Annotated in this window: 18 protein-coding genes and 1 pseudogene; 8 read left to right on the top strand and 11 right to left on the bottom strand. The window is 53.6% G+C overall.

Translation table 11 applies throughout. The features are described from left to right. Window positions 1–42 precede the first annotated feature (42 nt). The 6 genes from ACOTZP_RS19195 (at window position 43) to ACOTZP_RS19170 (ending at window position 7,389) form a co-directional block, all read left to right on the top strand. Entirely contained in the window at window positions 43–696 is a 654-nt protein-coding gene (locus tag ACOTZP_RS19195) for an arylsulfatase (protein ID WP_063163743.1), read from the top strand. Between the two features lie 37 nt (window positions 697–733). After that, a complete protein-coding gene (locus ACOTZP_RS19190) occupies window positions 734–1,621 on the top strand; it encodes an amidohydrolase family protein (protein ID WP_271075193.1) in 888 nt (295 codons plus the stop codon). A gap of 14 nt (window positions 1,622–1,635) precedes the next feature. Next, a complete protein-coding gene (locus tag ACOTZP_RS19185; protein ID WP_155024972.1) occupies window positions 1,636–3,015 on the top strand; it encodes an MFS transporter in 1,380 nt (459 codons plus the stop codon). Then, window positions 3,002–3,679 carry a transporter substrate-binding domain-containing protein gene (locus ACOTZP_RS19180; protein WP_271075192.1) on the top strand — a complete coding sequence of 226 codons (678 nt, stop codon included), beginning with the start codon at window positions 3,002–3,004 and terminating at the stop codon, window positions 3,677–3,679. The genes ACOTZP_RS19185 and ACOTZP_RS19180 overlap by 14 nt, the downstream gene beginning before the upstream one ends. 123 nt (window positions 3,680–3,802) lie before the next feature. Beyond that, window positions 3,803–6,451 carry an aconitate hydratase gene (locus ACOTZP_RS19175; RefSeq protein ID WP_271075191.1) on the top strand — a complete coding sequence of 883 codons (2,649 nt, stop codon included), beginning with the start codon at window positions 3,803–3,805 and terminating at the stop codon, window positions 6,449–6,451. 2 nt (window positions 6,452–6,453) lie between these two features. Then, window positions 6,454–7,389, top strand: a complete 936-nt coding sequence (locus tag ACOTZP_RS19170) for a LysR substrate-binding domain-containing protein (protein WP_063163738.1) — start codon at window positions 6,454–6,456, stop codon at window positions 7,387–7,389. Window positions 7,390–7,399: 10 nt separating this feature from the next. On the opposite strand, the gene ACOTZP_RS19165 is transcribed toward ACOTZP_RS19170, so the two are convergent. Next, window positions 7,400–8,491, bottom strand: a complete 1,092-nt coding sequence (locus ACOTZP_RS19165) for a lactonase family protein (RefSeq protein ID WP_271075190.1) — start codon at window positions 8,489–8,491, stop codon at window positions 7,400–7,402. 309 nt (window positions 8,492–8,800) lie between these two features. Between ACOTZP_RS19165 and phbB the strand changes: the two genes are divergently transcribed. Next, on the top strand, window positions 8,801–9,544 hold the full coding sequence (gene phbB / locus ACOTZP_RS19160) for an acetoacetyl-CoA reductase (RefSeq protein WP_063163736.1): 744 nt from the start codon (window positions 8,801–8,803) through the stop codon (window positions 9,542–9,544). A 73-nt stretch (window positions 9,545–9,617) separates the two neighbouring features. After that, complete coding sequence (locus ACOTZP_RS19155) at window positions 9,618–10,955, top strand: CitMHS family transporter (RefSeq protein WP_063163735.1); 1,338 nt, start codon at window positions 9,618–9,620, stop codon at window positions 10,953–10,955. A 45-nt stretch (window positions 10,956–11,000) separates the two neighbouring features. On the opposite strand, the gene ACOTZP_RS19150 is transcribed toward ACOTZP_RS19155, so the two are convergent. The 10 genes and pseudogenes from ACOTZP_RS19150 to ACOTZP_RS19105 form a co-directional block, all read right to left on the bottom strand. Then, window positions 11,001–11,894 carry a GntR family transcriptional regulator gene (locus tag ACOTZP_RS19150; protein ID WP_063152659.1) on the bottom strand — a complete coding sequence of 298 codons (894 nt, stop codon included), beginning with the start codon at window positions 11,892–11,894 and terminating at the stop codon, window positions 11,001–11,003. Window positions 11,895–12,064: 170 nt separating this feature from the next. Continuing rightward, window positions 12,065–13,255: pseudogene (locus ACOTZP_RS19145) on the bottom strand (IS3 family transposase). A gap of 208 nt (window positions 13,256–13,463) precedes the next feature. Continuing rightward, on the bottom strand, window positions 13,464–13,856 hold the full coding sequence (locus tag ACOTZP_RS19140) for a VOC family protein (RefSeq protein ID WP_271075189.1): 393 nt from the start codon (window positions 13,854–13,856) through the stop codon (window positions 13,464–13,466). 47 nt (window positions 13,857–13,903) lie between these two features. Continuing rightward, window positions 13,904–14,155, bottom strand: a complete 252-nt coding sequence (locus tag ACOTZP_RS19135) for a zinc ribbon domain-containing protein (RefSeq protein WP_271075188.1) — start codon at window positions 14,153–14,155, stop codon at window positions 13,904–13,906. A gap of 127 nt (window positions 14,156–14,282) precedes the next feature. Next, window positions 14,283–15,923, bottom strand: a complete 1,641-nt coding sequence (locus ACOTZP_RS19130; RefSeq protein ID WP_271075187.1) for a class I SAM-dependent methyltransferase — start codon at window positions 15,921–15,923, stop codon at window positions 14,283–14,285. A gap of 7 nt (window positions 15,924–15,930) precedes the next feature. Continuing rightward, window positions 15,931–16,188 (bottom strand): YjhX family toxin, encoded by a 258-nt coding sequence (locus ACOTZP_RS19125; RefSeq protein ID WP_063850152.1) that lies wholly within the window; start codon window positions 16,186–16,188, stop codon window positions 15,931–15,933. A 259-nt stretch (window positions 16,189–16,447) separates the two neighbouring features. Next, window positions 16,448–18,385 carry a putative bifunctional diguanylate cyclase/phosphodiesterase gene (locus ACOTZP_RS19120; RefSeq protein ID WP_271075186.1) on the bottom strand — a complete coding sequence of 646 codons (1,938 nt, stop codon included), beginning with the start codon at window positions 18,383–18,385 and terminating at the stop codon, window positions 16,448–16,450. Window positions 18,386–18,402: 17 nt separating this feature from the next. Then, window positions 18,403–18,897: a molybdopterin-dependent oxidoreductase gene (locus tag ACOTZP_RS19115; RefSeq protein WP_022650440.1), complete on the bottom strand. Its 495-nt coding sequence runs from the start codon at window positions 18,895–18,897 to the stop codon at window positions 18,403–18,405. Window positions 18,898–19,280: 383 nt separating this feature from the next. Further along, window positions 19,281–21,065, bottom strand: a complete 1,785-nt coding sequence (locus tag ACOTZP_RS19110; protein WP_271075185.1) for a diguanylate cyclase — start codon at window positions 21,063–21,065, stop codon at window positions 19,281–19,283. Between the two features lie 114 nt (window positions 21,066–21,179). Continuing rightward, complete coding sequence (locus ACOTZP_RS19105) at window positions 21,180–22,289, bottom strand: AI-2E family transporter (RefSeq protein ID WP_022647190.1); 1,110 nt, start codon at window positions 22,287–22,289, stop codon at window positions 21,180–21,182. Window positions 22,290–22,340: the final 51 nt, after the last annotated feature.

Here is a 22,340-nt window from a genome sequence, read left to right as displayed (position 1 = left end):
GTGGCTGCCCGAGCTCGGGCAGCTTGGTATCTGGAGAAAGCCATGAGCCAACGTATTGTCCTGATCCATGCCACCCCTCTGGCCGTGGCACCAATCAATGACACCTTTAAGCAGTTGTGGCCTGACGCTGAAGTCAGCAACCTGCTTGACGATGCCTTGAGCGTGGATCGCGCGAAAGTGTCCACGCTTACCCCGCGCATGAATAACCGTATCAATGCGTTAGTGGAGTATGCCATCAGCATTGATGCCGCAGCGGTGCTGTTTACCTGTTCGGCCTTTGGCACCGCCATCGAAGCCAGCGCGCAGGAAAAATCGCTACCCGTGCTCAAGCCTAACGAAGCGATGTTCGAGGATGCGCTGAAGAAAGGGCGGAATATCGTCATGCTGGCCACCTTCGGGCCTGCGGTAAAAGGGATGGAAGACGAATTCAGGGAACTGGCGGCCGCATGCCACTCAGATGCCACCCTGAGCAGTTATGTGGTCCCCGGTGCCCGCGATGCCCTGAACGCCGGCAATGCCAGCCTGCATAACCAGCTGATTGTCGAGGCGGCCCTGCAACACCAGGAGGCCGACGCTATTCTTCTGGCCCATTTTTCTATGGAAATCGCTTACCCGCAGGTCAGTTCCGCCGTCTCCTGCGCGGTATTAAGTAGCCCGCAGTCCGCCGTAAATAAATTAAAGCGTTTGATGAATTGACGTGCTGCGGGCATGGCATAAAGAGTAAGGCCCCGTCGTGAATAATGAGAAAACAGAGGCAGAGATTAAATACAGCCATATTACGTCTCTGCCCGGTGTCGTATTACCTGCGAATAGCTGTGACTGCCATCATCATATTTTTGACAGGCGTTACCCTTATGCGCCCGATGATAAACGCAATTTACCCGCTGCCACCGTTAGCGATTATCGCGCGTTTAAACACTGGCTGGGTTTTACGCGCCACGTCCTGGTTCAACCTTCCTCTTACGGTGCAGATAACCGCTGTTTACTCGATGCGCTGAAGTCCTTTGGCCCGGTAGCGCGCGGTGAAGCTGTGGTCACGGATACCATCAGCGACGCGGAGCTGGACTGCCTCGCCGCCGCCGGGGTGACCGGCATCCGCTTCAATTTTGGCGCGGGCAGTATCACCACCCCGGAGATGCTGATGCCGCTGGCCGCCCGGGTAGCCGAACGCGGCTGGCATGTGCAGATCCATGCCACCGCCGACCAGCTCTGGGCGCTGCGCGCCTTGCTAACCCAGCTTCCGGGCCGGCTGGTAATCGACCATTTCTTCCGGCTGCCGCAGCCCGAACCGATGTCCCACCCCGCATGGAAGCTCGCCTGGGATCTCATCGGTACCGGCCGCTGCTGGGTAAAACTGTCGGCGCTTTACCATCAGTCGCAGCGGGATGATGTGTCGGACATGGCGGGTGTGATCACAGGTTTTTTACATGAAGCTACCGAGCGCGTGGTCTGGGGAAGCGACTGGCCGCACCCGAATCTCATTAGCGCAAATAAGAAGATGCCAGATGACGCGTTAATTCTTTCAAAGATTTTTCACTGGGCAAGTAATGAGCGGGTTCGGCACAAGTTATTTGTCGATAACCCGGCTGTACTTTACGGATTTAACTCTTCGTCTTCCTGATAAGGCCGAAAAGAATGACAACTCCTGACTCTGCTTCATCAAAAAAGAGACCCACGCACTATCGTTATATGATTTTGCTGATGGTGTTCTTAAGTATCGCGTTAAATCATGGCGATCGCGCCACGTTTTCTATTGCCGGACCCGATATGGTCAAAGCCGCTGGCCTGGATATTGTGGCGCTGGGTTATCTGATCTCTACCTTTACCTGGGCGTATGTGCTGGGGCAGTATCCGGGCGGGTGGTTACTCGATCGGTTTGGCTCCAAACGGGTGCTGGTCACCGGGGTCTTTACCTGGTCTCTGTTCGTTTTCCTGGTGGGGTTCAGCACCTCGTTTGACAACGTCTGGATCACCCGCATAATGATCTTCGGCTTTATTTTTATGATGGGGTTAATTGAAGCGCCGACCCTGCCTGCCAACTCACGCTTTCTCGCCGCCTGGTTCCCGGCGCGCGAGCGGGGAAAAGCCTCCGGTTTTACCACGGCCGCCCAGTACTTCGCGCTGGTGGTCTTTTTACCCCTGATGGGTTGGTTCTCTTATCGCTTCGGCTGGGAGTCGGTGTTCTGGTTTATGGGCGGGCTGGGGATCCTGGTCGCACTGGTTATGCACCGGGTCCTTGCCGACACCCCGAAGATCCATCCCCTGGTCAACAGCGAAGAGCTGGATTATATCCAGTCGGGCGGGGGGCTCACTAACCTGAAGGCCACCAAAAAGGGCGACATCACGGGCAAGGGCTATACCCGCAAACTGCTGACCAACCGGCTGGCGCTCGGCGTCTATATGGGGCAGTTCTTCTTTACCGTACTCTCGTACTTTTTTCTGACCTGGTTCCCGGTTTATCTGGTTCACGATCGTGGCATGACCATTCTGAAAGCCGGGTTCGTCGCCTCTTTACCCGCGCTGTGCGGCTGCGCCGGAGCGCTGCTGGGGGGCGTGTTGTCGGATTACATGCTCTCCCGTGGCTTTAGCCTCTCTGCGGCCCGCAAAACGCCGATTGTGATCGGTATGCTGCTGGCCGTCAGCATGGTGATCTGTAACTACGTGGATTCTGCCTGGATTGTCGTGGCGATCATGTCGCTGGCCTTCTTCGGCAAAGGATTCGGTGCAATGGGATGGTGTGTGGTTTCCGACTTCTCGCCGAAAGAGGCGATCGGCTTAAGCGGCGGGCTGTTTAATATGATCGGTAATATTTCGGGGATCTTCACGCCGATTATCATCGCCTACATTATTAAAGACACCGGCTCATTTAACGGTGCGCTGATCTTCGTTGGCGTCTGCGCTTTCCTGAATTTGTGCTGTTATTTATTCGTCGCCGGCAAAATCCAGCGCCTGAGTTTCGACACTGAAAATCATGACCGTAACCGTCTTCCGGAGGAGCCCCATGTCAGCCATTGACCCCCTGCGTTTTGCCATCAATCTGGGTAATGCCGTACTTGCAAAGGAACTGCCGGACGGCAGTCCTGGCGGGATCACGGTGGAACTGGCGCATAAAATCGCCGCGGAGTGGGGCAGAACGGCGCAGTTCAAAACCTATCCGACCGCCGGAAAAGTGGTGGATGACGCGCAAAAAGGCCTCTGGGATATCGCGTTTCTGGCGGTCGATCCGCAGCGTGAAGAGGTTCTGCACTTTACCCAGCCCTATATCCAGATCCAGGGAACGGTTCTGGTTAACGAAAGCAGCCCGTGGAAAAGCGTGGCGCAAATGGATAAAACCGGGGTGGTGATCAACGTCGGTAAAGGGGCGGCCTACGATCTCCATCTGACGCGCCAGCTAAAGAATGCCACCCTGAACCGGCTTAGCTCCTCTCAGGCTGCTATCGATGCGTTTCTGAATGGCGAAGGGGATATGGCGGCGGGGATCCGTCAGCCGCTGGAGCGGACAGCCGCAGAGCACGCGGGATATCGGGTCCTGCCCGATAATTTTGGTCAGATAAACCAGGCTATCTGCGTGCCTCGGGGCAACGAACAGCGCTACCAGGATCTCGTTGCGCTCCTGACCCGCTGGAAGGCGGAAGGCAGCTTACAGCAGATTATCGACAGAGAATTAGCCGCAGCGTGATCTCCCTCTTAGCGTTCTCGTTTTGAGAACGCTATCTTATCAAAAGTTCAATTTTCGCCCCGTCCCGGACATGGCACGTTATCCCCTGACGAACATAACATTACTGCTGTGACGGAAGACCCTATGACATCAACCCTGGCTCTCGAACGTTCTGACCTGGTGATTCATCATCAGCGCTATCATTTTGTGGATCTCACCCAGCTGTTGCCCCTGGCGCAGTTGCAGGCCCTCCCTTTCAGCCTGAGCGTGCTGCTGGAAAACGTCGCGCTGCGCTCCCCGGAGGCCCTGCCACAATTTTTGCAGATGCTGGCCGGGGCGGCGGACAAGAGCGAGGTTGAGTTCTATCCCGGTCGGCTGATGTTCCACGACACCACCTGCCTGCCAGCACTGGCTGATTTCGCGGCGATGCGCGATTTAACAACCGAGCTGGGCGGCGATGCCACGGCGATCAATCCGCGTATTCCGGCGGTACTGACTATCGATCACTCGGTGATTGTCGAAAGCTATGCCTCCGCCTCTGCGCTGGAAGATAACCTGCAGTTTGATTTTCGCCGCAACGCTGAGCGGTACCGCTTTATCCGCTGGGCCGAAAAGAGCCTGGATAACTTCCGCGTGATCCCGCCGGGCACCGGGATTATTCATCTGATGAACCTTGAAACCATTGCCGAAGTGGTGACGGTGGATAACACCGCGCCTGTGCCGCTCCTGCATGCGGATTGCATGATCGCCACCGATAGCCATACCCCGATGATCAACGCCCTGGGCATTCTGGGGTGGGGCGTGGGCGGGCTCGAAGGGCAGGCCGCGCTGGTGGGGGAACCCGTCACCCTGAGCTTCCCCGAGGTGATTGGCATTTCGCTATCAGGGGCGCTGTCACCCGATGTCAGCGACAGCGACTTGGCCCTGCATATCACCCGCTTGCTGCGCGAAACAGGCGTTGTCGGTAAGTTTGTCGAGTTTACCGGACCTGCGTTAGCCAGCATGTCCGTTGAATCCCGGGCCACCATCGCCAACATGGCACCGGAATACGGCGCGACGGTGGTGTTCTTTCCCTTTGACGAACGCAGCGCTGAATACGTGGCGTTAACCGGGCGTAGCGAAGAGAAGCAGGCCCTCATCAGCGCCTACATGCAGGCGCAGCATCTGTGGCGGACGGCGGATGCACCGCAGCCTGAATTCAGCCAGCTTATTGCGCTCGACCTCACCACCATTGAGCCGTGCATGGCCGGGCCGGTTAATCCCCATCAACAGATCCCGCTGGGTCAGGCGGCCAGCAGCTTCACCGACACGCTCAGTCCGCAAGTGCGGGATCGCCACTGGTCGCGGTCTGAATATCCTGAACCGATCCGCCAGGGCGCGGTGGCTATTGCCGCCATTACCAGCTGTACGACCACGGCGAATCCCTGGCTTATCATTCAGGCAGCTCTCTTTGCCCGCAATGCCGCCAGACACGGGCTGCGGCCTAAGCCGTGGGTTAAAACCTCGTTCTCGCCGGGCTCCAGAGCGGTCACCGACTACCTCAGTGCATCGGGTTTGCTGAGCGAACTGGAGAAAATGGGCTTTGACGTCACCGGCTACGGTTGCATGACCTGCATTGGCAGCTCGGGTGCCCTGCAACCAGCAATGGAGGCGCTGGTCAGCGAGGGGCTACAGGCGGTATGCGTCCTGTCCGGCAATCGTAATTTCCCCCGTCGCGTGAACCCTTCTCTCGGGCACGGCTATCTCACCTCTCCGGCGCTGGTGATTGCCTGGGCGATTGCCGGACATATCTCTCATGACATGGTGAACGACCTGCTTGGCGTTGACGAGGCAGGGCGGCCACTTACCATGCGCGATTTAATGCCGTCCCGGGAGGAGGTGGAAATGTGGCTCGGACGGATCATGAAACCGGAGCACTACGTCAAACGCCGGGACATTATCTGGCAGGGGACCCCGCACTGGCAGCAGATTGTGGCCCCCGGAAGCGTGCATTATCCCTGGGAGGCGACCTCCACCTATCTGCGCCGTCCGGGTTATCTTGAACGTCTGCCCCGGGATCCGGCCGCAACCCTGACCCTCTCTGGCGCGCATCCCTTCCTGTGGTTAGGCGATGATGTCACCACCGACCACATCTCGCCGGCCGGGGCGATCCCGCTCGCAAGCCTGGCGGGGCAATGGCTGGTTGAGCATCATGAAAATCCGCAGGATCTGAACCTTTACTCCACGCGGCGCAGTAACCACGAAGTCATGGTTCGCGGCGCGTTCACCAATACCGCGCTGGTCAACCGTTTGCTTCCGCAGGCGCAGCGCAGCGGCGGCGGCAAGGCCTGGGATGCGCAGCATCAGCAGATCCTGCCGGCGTATGAAGCGGCGCAAAGCTGGCTGCAGCGTGAAACCCCCCTGGTGATCTTCGCCGGTGAGCGGTATGGCGCAGGCTCCAGCCGGGACTGGGCCGCTAAAGCCCAGGCGCTGCTGGGGGTTAAGGCGGTGGTGGCGCACAGTTTTGAACGTATCCACCGCACTAACCTTATCGGGATGGGGATTTTGCCGTTACATATCTCGCCTGAAGAGGCGGCGCGTTTACCAGAAATGGACGGGCGCGAGGAGATTAACGTTGACGGGCTGGATCATTTGCAGACGGGCTGCACACCCCTGACGATGCAGATCCGACGCGGCACATCGCTGCTGGGCGAATTCATGCTTACGCTGACCCTCGATTCGCAGCAGGAGCTGCGCTATCTCCGGCACGGTGGGATTCTGCCTTACGTCATTCAGCAAACACTGAAGCATTAACTATGGATAAAACGATGCGTTTTGATCTGGTCTCTTTATCTCTTTTTGTGGCGGTCGCGGAGACGCAAAATCTCACCCATGCGGCCCGCAGAAAACATACCGCGGTATCTGCGGTCAGCAAACGTATCGCCGAGCTGGAGCAGCAGGTGGGTACGCAGCTGATGCTGCGTATGCCGAGGGGCATAACCCTGACCCCGGCAGGTCATTCCCTGCTCTATCATGCCCGCCAGGTGTTCCGCAATCTGGAGAAGATGGAAGAGGAGCTCAGCGATTATGCCGCAGGCATCCGGGGACACATCCGTATTTACACCATCTCCGCGGCGCTGATGAATCACCTGCCGCGGGTGGTGAGCGACTATCTTTCGCATTACCCGCAGACCGACATTGAAATTGAAGAACAGACCGGGATGAGCGTTGTGCAGGGGTTACTGGCTGGCGAGGCCGATGTCGGCTTCTTCTCCAGCTGGACCCCGTCGGCAGGGATTGAGTACTGGCCCTGGCAGCACGATCTCCTCTCGGTGCTGGTGTGGCCCTCTCACCCCCTGGCGGCGCGCAGCGAGTTAACTTTTGCCGATATTGTGAATGAAAAACTGATCGGCTCGCACCGCAACAGCGCCGTGAGCCATATCCTTGAACGCCAGGCGCGCGCCCTGGGGAAAAACCTTAGCGTGGGGCTGCGCGTGAGCAGCTTTAGTGCGATGGCCGAGCTGGTGGCGCAGCAGCTGGGGATTGCGGTGCTACCGGTGAATGAGGTGGCATCCTCAACCCTGCACAGCGGCGTCCGCGTCATTCCGTTAGCGGAGCCCTGGGCGAGACGGGAGCTGCTTGTCGGCGTGCGGGATTACGGGCAGGCTTCGCCGTCGGTGAAAACGCTAATCGGCAGCCTGCTCCCGGCGGAGCAGGCTGTGCAACCCGAAGGAGAGGCAGAGCGACGCTGAGCCTGCGGGATCAGGCGAAGCAGATGCAGGTTGGGCTGGCCGTTGCAATGACGATTTCTGTCGCGGAAAGCATGCCGGTGTCACTGTCGACGTCGAACACCTGAATGGTGTCGGAGTCTTCATTCGCGCTGAAGAAGCGTGAGCCATCGGGCGAAAGGGTGGTGAAGCGGGGCGTTTTCCCGCCGCAGGGCACCCATCCATTGGGCGTCAGTGAGCCATCCTGTTGATTGATGCTGAACACGGCGATGGAGTCATGGCCCCGGTTGGCGGCATAGACAAATCGCCCGGACGGGTGCACCTCGATTTCACTGGCATCGCTCCGGCTCGTATAGCCTGCCGGCAGCGCGCTGAGGGTTTGTGTGAGTGAGAACGTCCCCTTTTCCCGGTCGAGATGATAAACCGTGACGGTGCTGCTCAGCTCGCTGATGCCATACAGCCATTTTCCGCTGGGGTGAAAATCGACGTGACGCGGCCAGCTGCCTTCCGGGAGCTGCACCTCATCGGCCAGGCATGAGCGGGTCTCCTCCCAGTGGTACAGACGGATCATATCGATGCCGTTGCCAGCCTTTCGGCCCTGAACCGGCACGGCAAACAGCGGACTGCCGGGCGCAAAAACGACTTCATGCGGGCGCGACAGTGTGGCATGGGCGGCGGTATGGCCTTCGATAGGCGCAAAGTGCACTGGCGGCTCCAGACCCTCGTCGCTGACAGGCAGGGCAGCAATGTTGCCGCCCTCATGATTGGCGATCAGCAGGGTGTTCCCGTCAGGCGTCAGCGAGGCGCCAACCGGATTATTTCTACGGGCGGGATCGAGGTCCGGGTTGCTGTGACGTGGGCCGGTGGTTTGATGGTGATAAAGGCTCAGCAGGCCGGTGTCGGGATCTCGATTGAATACCGCCACGCGGTCGCCATCGCCGTGCAGAACGTAGAGCCGGTTACGCCCGGGATCGAGCGTCAGCCAGGCGGGGTTGTCCTGCACGGAGGCGATGCATTGTAACAGTTCCCAATTTCCGGAATCGGCAATCCGGTAGACGCTAATCCCCTTACCGCGCGCACCGCGCCATGCCGAGGTCCGGCAGCCAACGTAAGCATAGGTTGTCATGGTTACTCCTGTCTTATTTGCATTTTTTATATAATAAATGCATTTATTGCGCTGTGATATTTATCTCACTTCTCTGTATGTCTTCCTGTTATGCCTGGTGTTTAGCGGATTTTAGCGATGTAAAACGATGTGGAGAGCGTGAGTGCAGTTTTTGTCTCACGTTTAAATTGCATTTGAATGTTGTTAAATGCAGAAATTGAACGATCCTGCTCACATTTCCAACAAGGTTAGGTTGCGGAATCCCTGTGCCCACCGCTTAATGTTAATAAGTGGTGAGTAAATGTTAATAAAATGCAACGGGAGAGGGGTATGACCCAACGTATCGCGTATGTCACATCTGGAATGGGTAGTCTCGGTACGGCAATATGTCGTCGGTTAGCGCAGGATGGCTTTATTGTCGTTGCCGGTTGCGGTCCTGATTCCAAAAGAAAGGACGCCTGGCTGGAAGATAACAAGAAGTTAGGTTTTGATTTTATCGCCTCTGAGGGAAACGTTGCAGACTGGAATTCAACGGTAAATGCCTTTGAAAAAATTCGTGCCGAGGTCGGCGAGGTGGATGTGCTGATTAATAATTCCGGGACCGCGCGTAATGTCTTATTCCGCGATATGCAGCCTCAGGAGTGGCAGGCCGTTATCGATACTAACATGAACTCCTTATTTAACGTAACGCGTCAGGTGGTAGATAGCATGATGGCGCGCGGCTGGGGGCGCATTATTAATATCTCCTCCCTGAATGCGCAGATTGGCACCGTCGGGCAGGTTAACTACTCCACCGCAAAATATGCCGTGCGTGGCTTTACCCGCGCCCTGGCGCGTGAGGTTTCGGCGCGTGGCGTCACGGTTAATACCGTCTCTCCCGGCTATCTGGCCACCAGCAAACTGAAGACGGTCACTCCCGTTCAGGTCATCGATAAAATCGTTCAGGAAATTCCGGTCCGGCGTCTGGGATCGCCAAAAGAAATTGCCTCTATTTGTGCCTGGCTGGCTTCCGATGAAGCGGGTTATGCCACCGGGGCGAACTTCTCCGTCAACGGCGGTATGCACATGAGTTAATCGCTCTCCCTAATAATTTAATAACGTACATTCTTTCATTACGCAGTTAGCAATATCTGCGTCGGAGACTCTTATGCTCTCGTTCCTGGGTTACGGCATGATTGTGGTCTTTATGATCCTCATCATGACCAAAAAATTATCCGCGCTGACCGCCCTGACTATTATTCCCATCCTGTTTGCACTGATTGCTGGCTTCGGTGGCGAGATGGGCGAAATGATGATTGAGGGATTAAAGAAGGTCGCGCCTACCGCGATTATGGTAATTTTCGCCATTCTTTATTTTTGTACCATGTTCGATACCGGATTATTCGACCCGATAATACGGTTCTTCTTACGTATTATTGATGGCGATCCGGTTAAGGCGGTGATGTGTACCGCGCTGCTGGCGGCGATGGTCTCCCTCGACGGGGACGGTTCAACCACCTACATGATCTGCGTTACGGCGATGCTTCCTCTGTTTAAACGTATTCGTCTTGACCCGCTTGCTCTGACCTGTGTGGTCTTCCTCTCCGGGAGCGTCACCAACCTGCTTCCCTGGGGCGGCCCGCTGGCGCGCGTATCGGCATCGTTAAAGGTGGAGTCGAGTGAGCTATTTATACCGCTGATTCCCTCGATGATCTGCGGGCTGGTAGGGGTGCTGGCGCTCTCCTGGTATATTGGCATTCGTGAACGCCGTCGTTTAGGTAAACTGAGTATCCAGACCAATGCACATGGCGCGGTCATCGAAGAAGATGCCGAAAGCTATCTGCCTGCCATCAATGAAGTGAATGACGAGCTGCGTCGGCCAAAAATGTTCTGGTTTAATGCCGCCTTAACGCTTGCGCTGATGGCCTCGCTGGTGATGGAACTGCTTCCACTGTCCGTGCTGTTCATGGTGGCGTTTGCCATCGCACTGTTGATTAACTACCCGCATCTGGATGCGCAGCGTCAGCGTATTGCTGCTCATGCCCCCGCCGCGCTGAACCAGACCTCGATTTTCCTCGCGGCCGGGATCTTCGCAGGTATTTTGTCAGGGACGGGGATGGTTAACGCAATGTCCAACACGCTGCTGGACATTCTGCCGCAGTCCTGGGGGCCTTATCTCGCACCGATTACCGCGCTGATCAGCCTTCCGGGCACCTTTTTTATGTCCAACGACGCTTTCTATTATGGCGTGCTGCCGGTTCTGGCTGAGGCGGCAAAAGCCTACGGCATTGATCCGGTTGAGATTGGGCGGGCATCACTGGTGGGGCAGCCGGTGCACCTGTTAAGCCCGCTGGTGGCTTCCACCTATCTGCTGGTGGGGCTGGCAGGGGTCGAGTTCAGCGACCATCAAAAATACACCTTCAAGTGGGCGTTCCTGCTGTGCATGATATTCCTGGGCTCGGGATTATTGCTGGGGCTTTATCCGCTCTATTCGGTCGCCAGTTAACAGACAATCGGCTCACAGTGTGAGCCGATTTTTTTGGTGCAGGGGTTAACTTTCCGCGCTGATTCGGCGCATTTTTTTATTATCGAGGGCGACGGACAGGTGCTGCTTCATGGTATAGGACGCCTCAATGCGCTGCCCGGATTCAATCAGGGCGAGGATCCGCATATGATCTTTTACCTCAGCGTAGTAACGGTTACGGTCATCCATGATCCGATAGTCCATCAGCCGGCGCATGCGGTTGACATTGCGCAGCGAGATTTCAAAAAACGGATTATTCGAAAAAGCGATAATCGTTTCGTGAAAGCGATAGCCTGCCAGCTGTAGCTGGGTAGGGGTGAGGCGCTCAATTCCGCTCTCCAGCAGCATTTCCAGTTCGCGTCGTATATCGTTGATTTTTTCCTGAGGAGCATTGAACGTGGGTTCCAGGATGGCCATAGGTTCTATGACCATACGGAAGCTGAAAATCTGCTCCAGTGCGGTCTTGGTTTTTGCCACCGGTAGAAAGCGCCAGCCGTAACCTTGCTTACGTTCAACCCATCCTTCACTAATGCCTCTGGCGAGCACTGTAGACAACTGGCTTTTGGTGAGGTTGTAGCGTTTCATCAGAAAAAGCTCGGTTACTTCAGATTCGATTTTATCCTGCAGCCAATCCTCAGCCAGTTGATAATACTCAGGCAAGTCGAGTTCTTCTGACAGCTCTTGCTTGGTATCAGCATGAGGGATGTAGTCATCCTTAACAAAAAAACCGCGGTTTTGCTTCTGTAACAAAACATCTTTTTGTTCAAGATAAACTAATGCTTCGCGTACGGGGGAACGGGAGACATCAAAGATTTCGGCCAGCTTCGGTACACTTAAATGTGAACCTGGAGCAATATCACCATTATTAATTAACCCCATAATTTTCTGAGAGATTCTTTCAGTTAGTGCACTAATCTTCATGTAAGGGCCTGTTTGAAAAAATGCATATCCAGAGAATATTATTGCATTTGTATTAAATTAAAAGCAATGTCTGGGATGTTAAGTTCAGAGAGGCATCACGTTTCGTGTGTGACACAGGAAGATCTTGCTGATGCTTGCAATGGTAAATCCTCATAAATAATCATAAAAACTCATGAGTCGCTGATAAGATTGCTTTGAATCGACATGATAATCTGGACACCACTGAGCCGTTGATAATATTGATTTTCATCTTCCTTAGGTGGCATTTTATCGGTCGAACCATACCGATGCTTACTGTTCTAAAACATTTCGATGTAATCAAAAATATCGCTTCTGGCTTCGTCTCTCGTTCCGTAGATATTTTTCTTTATCCGTTTACGCTTCCGTAGCTGGAAAAAGCCTTCAGCAACCGCGTTGGCATGACAGTTACCGCGACGGCTCATTCTGCCCTCCAGTCCGTGCGATTTCAGTAACGACTACCATTCATAGCATGTGTACCGACTACCCTGATCAGAATAAACCAGCACCTGTTATTGAGGATTACGTCGCCACAGGGACATCAGAAGCTTATTTAGGACAATATCTTTTGTCATCCAGGGTTGCATTAACCAGCTGATAACTTTGCGCGAGAACAGATCAACGACCACAGCAAGATACAGCCAGCCTGCGTGTGTTCGTATATAGGTAATGTCTGTTACCCAACGTTTATCTGGTGTTTCCGGGTTGAACTGCCACTGGTGCCTGTTGGGCGTCACAATACTGGCTTCACCTTTACGCACCCGTGGGCTTTGGTATCCGAACTGAGACTTTATCCCCTCATGTTGCTTCAAGCGCCAGACTTTTTTATACCGCACTGTTGCCCGGGGTATCCCGCAGATCGAGATAGATCTTGTGATAGCCATAAACACAGCCCGATACCAGCCAGAACTGCTTGATAAGCCCCGTAAGCTTCAGGTCAGCATGATACCGTCGTGAATGTGGCTGCTGAAGCCAGGCGTAAAACCCACTCGGGCGCACATTCAGCACATGGCAGAGCAGACGGACAGGCCAGCAACCGGTGTTGTCACAGATAAAGGCGTACCTTAGTCGGACAGCTTTGCGAAGTACGCCGCGGCTTTTTTTAATATGTCCCGTTCGTCAGTAACCCGCTTCAGTTCCTTCTGGAGCCAGCGGATCTCGGCCTGAGCATCTGACTGTTCTTTATTGGTGGAGGAGTTCGGCCCATACTTTTTTATCCAGTATTAAAGACTGTGGGTAGTGGTATAGAAACGTGTTGCGATACTGGAAGCAAAATGACCACGCGTAACAACCTGTTTTATCACATCAATTTTAAACCCTTCGGGGTAACGTTTACCACTCATGGGCACCTCTCTTTTAAGTCATCTTAAATGACTCTGAGGTGTCTGTTAAACCTGTGGTGATTCATTGCAGCGTAGTTGTCACACCATGCAGTTCTGACGTAAAACAGTGAGACATCTCGACATTTATAAACTCGTACAACGCTCCTCTGAAATCTACGGGATAGGTTTAGTTTCAGATGGGGGCACTAAGGCCCCCGATTTATCGTACTCAGGATTGTGCGGTGTAATAGACGAATGCCAGCTTGTTGCCATCGGGGTCTCTGACATAAGCGCTATACAAACCTTCGCCGTAATGCGGGCGCAGGCCTGGTGCTCCCTCGTCCGTGCCGCCCTGGTTTAAAGCGAGCGCGTGAAGCTGCTGGATATGTTCGGCAGAGCGGGCAATCAGGGCGACCATCACACCATTTCCGGTCGTGGCATCCTGTTTATCAAAAGGTCTGCCGATACCCAGTGCCGTCGTGTTATTACCGTTGAAAACGCCCCACCATGCGACGTCCTCATTCCTGCCGCCACGGGGATACCCCAGCATCTCCATCAGCGGATCGTAGAATGTTATGGCGCGTGGCAGGTCGTTGGTTCCAGGCATAATGTAAGAAAACATGGGCTCTCCTTAATGGATTCAGGGGGAGTGACTATAATCAGCTCAAATCACTCGTCCGCTTTATGAGCCCAGGCGGGCATTGCCGTCAGATAACGTTTTGCCCGCTTCTGTGCTTTTTCCGGGCCGACTTTTTGCCAGGAATCAAGGAAGCTGGCTAAGCCTGATACCGCTTCTTCCCAGGGTTTGAGATTGCCGTTGCTGTCGCTGCAGTACGCACAATAGTGATCGCTTGCACTATGTGCATCGGGTGCCGACATCGGCATTCCGCAAGCCTGACAGAACTGTTTATGTTGTGACATATGATGCTCCTTATGGCGACGTCCTGATTAATAAACATACTGAATATATATTGTGCAGGTGATGCATCAGATCAAAGCAAAGGCGAAGCTCCCGGTATCTCCAGTCAGTAATACCGGGCACCTGTTATTACCTGGCAATTAGCGCGAACACGCCCCAGCCAAAGTATTCCCGCGCGTAAGTTACGTGGCGTTTCGGCGAGAGTGATAGCTCGGCCCTGACTTCGGCGGCGAAGCCGTCGTCAGGATTCGCTTCCAGCCAGCGGCGCATGGTCAGCCATTTCGCGGCTTCATACCGGTCCCAGCCTTCCTGGTCTGCCAGTACCATTTCCACCACGTCGTAGCCGAGTTCATCGAACGCGTTGACAAGCCCTGGCAGCGTCAGGAAATCGGTCGTCGAGCTGACGCCGCAGGCCTGGGCAATCTCTTCCGTCGCAGGTAGCTGACGCCAGTAGGGTTCGCCGATAAGCATGATCCCGCCCGGTTTCAGGCTTTGTGCCAGCAGCTCGACGGTCCCGGCAAACCCACCGGCTATCCATGTCGCACCGACACAGGCTGCCACATCGCATTTCTCTTCTGTAACGTATCCGGCGGCGTCGTTATGTATGAACTGAACCCGGTTGCTGACGCCGAGCTCTTCGGCGCGGCGTCTGGCCTGCTCGCTGAACAACTGGCTCAAATCGATACCGACACCGGTAATGGCGTGATCCCTGGCCCAGGTGCAGAGCATCTCGCCCGAGCCACTGCCGAGGTCAAGAATGCGGGTCTCCGGCTTCATGCGCAGCACGCGGCCAAGCGTGGCGTACTTTTCTTCGGTGAACGGGTTGTGGATGCGGTGCTCGCTTTCACTGATGGTAAAAATACGTGGGATATCCAATGTGGAATTCCTTTTATTGCGTTGAGTATTAAGAGGGCGTTTCTCTGAGGTATTTGCTTTTTCAGCCAGCAGAGCAAACAGCTTTCCTTCAAATGTCTCGCTGACTGGCCAGTCGTTGCTTTCAGGAGGAGGAAGCAGAGTAAAACCGACATTACCGAGCAGGCTGACGTACTCATCATCGCGCCAGGCCGTCATCTGGCTGCCGAAACGGGTGGTTTGACCGTTTGCTTCTATGGCCCAGAACTGCGTTGAGCTGGTCTGTGCTTCTTCATCCCAGCCATGTTCCGTCAGCAGCAGGTGAGGGACGCCCAGAAACAGCCCGTCGGGACAGCGTTGCCAGCTCGGTTCAGCCATTCCCTGACGCTTAACTTCGTCGAAAGTATGTACTTCAGTGAGCAGCCTGCCACCCGGCTCCAGCCACAGCGCGCAGCGGCTGACGAGTGAGCGCGCATCCGCCGTGCTAAACACATTCAGTTCCCCGAATGTCATCATGATGAAATTGAACGATTTATCCGGCCAGTATGCGCGGACATCCTGCTGAACATAATCGATATTCAATCCGGTGTTCTGCGCCTGCTGACGGGCCCAGCTCACGGATGCCGGTGAGAAATCCACGCCGGTGCAGTGAAATCCACGTTCCGCTAAGCGGTGGGTATAAAAGCCGGGGCCGCAGCCGAGATCGAGGATATGTGCGCCAGGTGATAACTGGCTGGCGATCCATTCGACCTGCTGCTCAATAACCTCCTGCCTGCGGCTGGCCCAGTCGTGCTCCTGCGACAAATGGTTCGCCAGCATGCGCTGGCTGAAGGCCGGTTCGTCCCAGGGAATTTTACTTTCCTCCGCTGACAGCTGGATGTGCCGGGACGCGGAAATAAGGGTGCTGATATCCATCATCCCCTCCTTAACGGTTATCAAGCTGCGCGCGAACGTTGTTCAGCCCGGTAGTGTTAATGCGGTAGGGCTGACCGTTAACGGATTTGATCAGCTTTTTGGTTTTGAGCTTTTTGAAAACGGCGAGCGTGCAGTCAGCCAGCAGTAGCCCTTCGCGGCTATAGCATTCAACGGCGGTGACGCGGCCGGAGGTATTGCGGACGTGCACAATACGGCCACCTTTGGCGAGAACGTGTAAGGTACGTTGTTCCTGACGGGATAAATTCATACTGAAGAACCTGTTTAATCATCATGTGCAAAACGTGCAAACACACAGCGGTGTCCGCATTCGATTTCGGCGCATTGATAATCAGTCCGGCCTGGAAAGGTCGGTAAGCTGATTATCAGATGATTACATTCTCCAGCATCAAAGCCTCGGGTTGAGTTGAAAGGTATTTACGGGGTGAATGGTAACACCTGATTTTTATAAGTGAATACCCAGGCGTGAAAAACGTGATCACGGTTGGCATCGGGCTGAGGAGAGGGATTCATTCCTGGCCGCTCTTAATTTTGCTGTCGACCTGAGGCTGTGGTTTGCTGAAAAGATATCCCTGCACAAGCTCACAACCCAGAGCCTGAAGCCGCTCAAGCTGCTCTTCGGTCTCAACGCCCTCGGCTATAACGCCCATATTAAGGCTCTTAGCCATACCGGTAATAAGCTTCACAATATTAAGCGCATCTTCTTGTGTAGATATCGGATTGACAAAAGATTTATCGATCTTGATTTTATCAAAATTCAGCTCGCTGAGTCTGGAGAGCGACGAATAACCCGTGCCAAAATCATCAATGGAAATTCTTACGCCCAGTGCGCGGAGTTTTTTCAGAATCGCAATGGGGTTATTTCTGTCACTAAAGAGGGATGACTCCGTGACCTCTAACTCAAGACGGTTAGCCGGGAGCCCGGTCTCAGCCAGAACGGTCTGCACCGTATTAATAAATGATTTGCTGCCTAATTGAACAGGCGAGACGTTTACGGAGATCCTGGCCGGAACAGCCCAGGAGACCGCTTCCCTACAGGCCAGTTTAAGTACGGTTTTACCTATCTCGTTGATCATGCCTGTTTTTTCAGCGGCGAAAATAAAGCTATCCGGGGAAAGCACTCCCTTTACAGGATGCATCCAGCGAATCAGCGCTTCATAGCCGTAAATTTCCTTGCTGACGGAATTCACAATAGGCTGGTAATAAACAACAAATTCATCATTCTCTATTGCTCTTGCCATATCATTTTCAAGGGTTCTGCTTTCCTGCAACTTCTGTAGCATTCGCTGGCGGAAGACTTTGATTTGCTGAGAACCTTCTTTCTTGGCTTCATAGAGCGCCAGATCGGCAAACTTATAAAGGTAATCTGAACGTCGTTCGTTATCCGATAAAACAATACCCACGCAGGTGGCTATTTTGATGAGTTGATTATTGATTGTATAGGGCTTGCTGATGCTATCACTGATTTCTCGCGCGCGTGTGACGGCTGCGGTTTCGGTTAAGCCACTGGAGAGAAACGCAAATTCGTCGCCGCCCAAACGATAAAATGTCTCTGAAAAGCGGCCCAAAGCATTAAGGCGCGTGGATACCTCACGTAACAGTAAATCCCCGGTATCATGACCGTAGGTATCATTCACCTCTTTGAATCGGTCTAAATCGAATAACATCACCGTGACCGAAATATGTTTTTCCTCAGCCTGTAGATTAAGTTTATTGAGATCATCCCAGAAGAAAAGACGGTTTTTCATACCGGTAAGGGAGTCATGATAAACATCGTATTCCAGTTTTGTGTTCTGGATTTGCAGGGTTTCTTTGGACAGCTGAAGTTCTTCAGCCAGCGTTTTAACCTGTGTATGTGCTTTGAGAATGTTTTTATTTTGATAGATAATCAAAAAGCCCAGTATGAAGCTTAAAATAACCAGTAACAGCGAAAGTGCTGAATAAATATAATACAGAACCTGTATTTTTAGGTTAGTTTCATTGATTGTATTAACATCTTTTGTTAAAGCCGTTGATGAAAGCTGGCTTAGCGGTGCATCCAGTAAATGCATATTTTTCAGATAGAGCTTTAACTCTGAACGGCTCATTTTCTCAAGATGACCATCCAGATAGTTCAGTATATTTTCCAGTCGTAAGGCGAGCACCTGATGCGCTTTCGCGCTGTTTATATAACGACCCAGGCCGCCCTCTTTCAATAAATCATTCTGGCTCAGCATGATTTCCAGGCGCATGCGAACCTGGTCTACCGTAACGTCATCAGTCTCGGTTGCGTACAGTCCAATCCATGATTCAAATCGGTAATATTCAGATACCAGTTGGGCTACAGACCAGGACTCAGTGTAGTGAGTCAATTTTTGCAACTCTTGCTGACGATCGTAAACAAGAAATGCTATATATCCAGTAGTGATAAAAAGAGAAAAAATGATACCAACCAGTATCCTGTTCATTATGTTCTCCTGAACTACTATTCAATCTTCATTTTGCTGACCTGCCATGCCGATCGCGAGTAATAAATCTGATTATTGAGTTCAGGAAGACTGTCATAAGGGTAGACGATGAATGACGGACCTTTATCGCGGATGCGCATATATTCGCCATTGACCTTTAAAGCCAGGATGGCGTTGTATTTCTGGAAGTCGCTGAGAGGGATGACGGTAGTGTAATCATTGAGTGCAATCACATTCAGGACAGAACCCTTTGCACCCACATACTCCATGAGTTTGCGCATCGGGATACCCTCAAACTTCGTGCGGCCATTATACCAGGGAGAGGTCGTCTGGAAACTCACCATGCCCAGTTTTTCAAGGCTGGCAATATCAAAAACGGCATTTCCATTTTCGTTCGTATTTTCTATATTACCGGTAATGGTTAAGATGGGTTTGCCCACAGGCTTTGGCAGTTCGCCAGCCCAGCTTAAACTTTGTACCAAAAAGCAGCACAGCATTAGGATTATTCGCATATTGGCCTCCTCTTTTTAACAGAAGTATAAGAATTATAAGTTATTTATCCTATAAGTTTGTCTATTTTGTTGAACGCCACGCCTTTTTGCAAACGCTACTTGATTAAAATCATAAAAATCAAAAGGATAGCTGTATTTTTCCCCGTGATTGCAGACCGATGGCTGAAGCTTACGTTTTTTAAAACATAAAAACTTAGTGTAATAAACCACCCGAGTTTAAAAAATGATCGCTTTGATTTATTGATATATTTACGCACCCCCATTTTTTATCAATGGTGGCATCGTTAAGATGAATTTATTTGTACAAAGAATGATAACGCACCCTCAATGTGAGGGAATAAGAGAGTGCGCGTACCTCTGACGTCGTTGGCACTGAGTTTCGCTTAACCCGCCTCCAGCATACTGAAACTGACGATCCGCGAGCGCCCCAGCTCTTTCGCCCGGTAGAGCGCCACGTCTGCCGCGCGCAGCAGGTCGTCGCTTTGGGCGTGCTGCGGGTAACTGGCGATCCCGATCGACACATCTACCGGGCCAATCTCAGCAAGCCCATAACGTAGCGACAGCGTATGGACGCCGTTATAAATCTCCGTTGCGCAGGCGTGAGCCGCGTTCTCATCCGCACCCGTAAGCAGCACCAGAAACTCTTCGCCACCAAAGCGGAATGCCAGGCCGGCATCGTGCACGGCACGCTGAACAATTGTCGCCACGCTCTTAATCACATGATCGCCAGCCTCATGGCCGAAGCGATCGTTAATGCTTTTAAAGTGATCGATGTCGATCATCATGCAGCTCACCGGTTCATCATTGCGCATCGCCTGAGCTATCTGAGTGCGCAGGGTATCTTCAAGGTGGTGGCGGTTACGTAAGCCGGTGAGCGGGTCGAATAGCGCTTTTTCCAGCAGGGCATCGCGCAGACGCTGGTTGGCCAGCGCCAGACCCAGGGCTTCCGCCATTAATTCGAGATATGCGCGGGACGGTGCCGTTTCAGGCGTGATGTTCTGAAACGACAGCAAACCAATGGCTTCCCCCTGCGCAATGAGCGGCACGCAGAATGAACTGTCTTTTTGTGATTCAGGCAGATGCTGGCAACCGATATCCGGCTCGCCGTTGACCGGTGGGTGGCTCTGACCACGGCGTATGGCCCAGCATTGATCGGGGTGGAAAGCATTTTTTTCTCCCTGGGGAGATAACCATTCCGCCGCACAGCGCATCTCCCACGGGTTTCGATCCAGAATATACAGACGCCCGGCGACACCCGGCGCAATGTTGGGAGCAAACAGCTCTGCCACCTCAATCACGTCGCTAACGTTCTCGCAGCCCTGCAGGCGCTGGGTCATTCGCGCGAGCAGCTCGCGGATGGCCCAGTCTGCGTCGCGTTCTTTTTCAAGCCGCTGCCTTGCTAGCCCGTTCTCGCGGAAAATGCGAATCGCCTGCGCCATATCGCCTATCTCATCGACCTGGTTGAAATTTGGCGTTTCGACGGCGTAATCCTGTGAGGCCAGCCGGTGAACCACATCACTGAGGCGCACCACCGGGCGCAGCACGCGGTGCTTGAGAATAAAACCCATCACGAATAAGAAGAGCAGGGCGGTCAGGCCGACCATCATTTCAGAGGCGGTACGCAGGGTTTTTGACGTGTTGGTCGCTGCCTGGACATCGGCGATAATGCGCTTATCCAGAAGCACACGAAAATGGTCAATCTTGCTTTGGGCGCGTTCCATTTCAAGTTCGTAGATTTTGCCGAAGAGTAACGCAATGGCCTGTTGTTCCTCACCCCGGGCGACGCTGGCAATTGCTGCCTGCTGTTCATCCTGTAGGTCATCGACAATCTTCAGCCCTTCGTACAGCAGCGCCAGCTCTTCGCCCGTTGCGCCCGTATCTTTTAACTGGCCCAGCTTGCGCTCGATATTCTTCAGTTCGCCTTCTTTCGCCTGGTACGTTTTCAGCACATCGGGCTCTTTTTTGATGGCGTAAAGGCGCGCTAAGTCGGAGAGCATCCAGGTTTCTGCTTCAATCTCTTCCGTAAGCTGGTCAAAAATTTGTCGTTGCTTAACAGCCTGACGTTCTACGTTGTCGGCGTGGGAAGCCATCAGCATGACGATGCCGGAGGCAATGGTCAGGCACACCGTGACACCATAAGCCCAGTTCGTGATCGTGGCGATTCGCACCTGTTGGATCCTTCTACGACAAATGTGGAAGAGCGTTCATTTCAGATTATAGAAAACCTCTGATTTATCGCGAAAAAAAAGGCGGCACAGGGCCGCCTCACAGAACGCCTTTCTTTATAGATCCGGAGAATTTCTCCCCTCTTCGATAAAGTCTGCGTCCAGCTCCTCGGCGTTGCCTGCGTGATCGCGGCCGGAGAAGAGGTTCCAGCAGGCGATAAACAGAGCGGCAATCAGCGGCCCAATCACAAAGCCGTTAATGCCATACAGCTCCATACCGCCGAGCGTGGTGATCAGTATCAGGTAGTCCGGCATTTTGGTGTCTTTGCCCACCAGCAGCGGACGCAAAAGGTTGTCCACCAGCCCGACGATAATGACGAAGAAGCCCACAATGAACAGACCCTGCCACAGCTGGTGAGTGGCAAACAGGAAGATGGCGGCGGGAACCCAGACGATGGCCGACCCAACGGCAGGCACCAGGGAGAGAAATGCCATCAGTGCGCCCCACAATACGCTGCCGTCAATACCGACAATAGCAAAGGCGATACCACCGAGCGTGCCCTGAACCACCGCCACGACCGCCGTGCCTTTTACCGTGGCGCGCGACACGCCGACAAACTTAGCGAACAGGTGCTGTTTGACGAAGTCAGACAGCGGCAGCGAGTCGAGGATCTGGCGCACCAGATACGGCCCGTCTTTCAGCAAGAAAAACAGCAGATACAGCATAATGCCAAAGCTGATGGCAAAGCCGAACGTCCCTTTCCCAATCAGGAACGCGCTGCCCGCCAGATACTGCCCGCCCTGTAACGCGACATCGGAGAGTTTTTTCTGGATCTGCGCGGCGTTGGTCAGGTTGTGATCCGCCAGGAAGCCGCTGGCCCAGTCCGGCAGGCGGTTGAAGATACCGGCGATCACTTCCGGGAACTGCGTGTTGTTCTGTTGCAGCCTGGTGTAAACCATGTTCAGTTCCACCGCGAGCGAGGAAAGGATCACCATCAACGGAATAAACACGATCAGGCAGATAATGCCGAGTGTGAGGAGTGAAGCCAGCCCGTTGCGATCGCCCAGCGCGGTACGCAGTTTGTTTTTCACCGGGTTGAAAATGATGGTCAGGATCGCGGCCCACAGAATCGCCGAGAAATAGGGAGACAGCACGTCAAAGAAGGCCCAGGTTACAAGGGCCAGGATGAGAATAAAGAAACCTTTGGTCAGTCCGTTAAATCGCATAGTGAGTCCTGGTGAAGAAGAAACTGTGTCGACTATAGAACTGATTTAAGG

The sequence above is a fragment of the Enterobacter cloacae complex sp. SYL001 genome (genome assembly GCF_049237025.1).
Taxonomy (GTDB): domain Bacteria; phylum Pseudomonadota; class Gammaproteobacteria; order Enterobacterales; family Enterobacteriaceae; genus Enterobacter; species Enterobacter intestinihominis.
This window is presented reverse-complemented; position numbering and strand designations above follow the sequence as displayed.

Coding starts and splice junctions, on each gene's coding strand:
- ACOTZP_RS19170 (WP_063163738.1), top strand. CDS start 6,454: ATGGATAAAACGATGCGTTTTGATCTGGTCTCTTTATCTCTTTTTGTG.
- ACOTZP_RS19105 (WP_022647190.1), bottom strand. CDS start 22,289: ATGCGATTTAACGGACTGACCAAAGGTTTCTTTATTCTCATCCTGGCC.
- ACOTZP_RS19165 (WP_271075190.1), bottom strand. CDS start 8,491: ATGACAACCTATGCTTACGTTGGCTGCCGGACCTCGGCATGGCGCGGT.
- ACOTZP_RS19180 (WP_271075192.1), top strand. CDS start 3,002: ATGTCAGCCATTGACCCCCTGCGTTTTGCCATCAATCTGGGTAATGCC.
- ACOTZP_RS19135 (WP_271075188.1), bottom strand. CDS start 14,155: ATGTCACAACATAAACAGTTCTGTCAGGCTTGCGGAATGCCGATGTCG.
- phbB (WP_063163736.1), top strand. CDS start 8,801: ATGACCCAACGTATCGCGTATGTCACATCTGGAATGGGTAGTCTCGGT.
- ACOTZP_RS19185 (WP_155024972.1), top strand. CDS start 1,636: ATGACAACTCCTGACTCTGCTTCATCAAAAAAGAGACCCACGCACTAT.
- ACOTZP_RS19195 (WP_063163743.1), top strand. CDS start 43: ATGAGCCAACGTATTGTCCTGATCCATGCCACCCCTCTGGCCGTGGCA.
- ACOTZP_RS19120 (WP_271075186.1), bottom strand. CDS start 18,385: ATGAACAGGATACTGGTTGGTATCATTTTTTCTCTTTTTATCACTACT.
- ACOTZP_RS19150 (WP_063152659.1), bottom strand. CDS start 11,894: ATGAAGATTAGTGCACTAACTGAAAGAATCTCTCAGAAAATTATGGGG.
- ACOTZP_RS19115 (WP_022650440.1), bottom strand. CDS start 18,897: ATGCGAATAATCCTAATGCTGTGCTGCTTTTTGGTACAAAGTTTAAGC.
- ACOTZP_RS19130 (WP_271075187.1), bottom strand. CDS start 15,923: ATGATGGATATCAGCACCCTTATTTCCGCGTCCCGGCACATCCAGCTG.
- ACOTZP_RS19175 (WP_271075191.1), top strand. CDS start 3,803: ATGACATCAACCCTGGCTCTCGAACGTTCTGACCTGGTGATTCATCAT.
- ACOTZP_RS19155 (WP_063163735.1), top strand. CDS start 9,618: ATGCTCTCGTTCCTGGGTTACGGCATGATTGTGGTCTTTATGATCCTC.
- ACOTZP_RS19140 (WP_271075189.1), bottom strand. CDS start 13,856: ATGTTTTCTTACATTATGCCTGGAACCAACGACCTGCCACGCGCCATA.
- ACOTZP_RS19125 (WP_063850152.1), bottom strand. CDS start 16,188: ATGAATTTATCCCGTCAGGAACAACGTACCTTACACGTTCTCGCCAAA.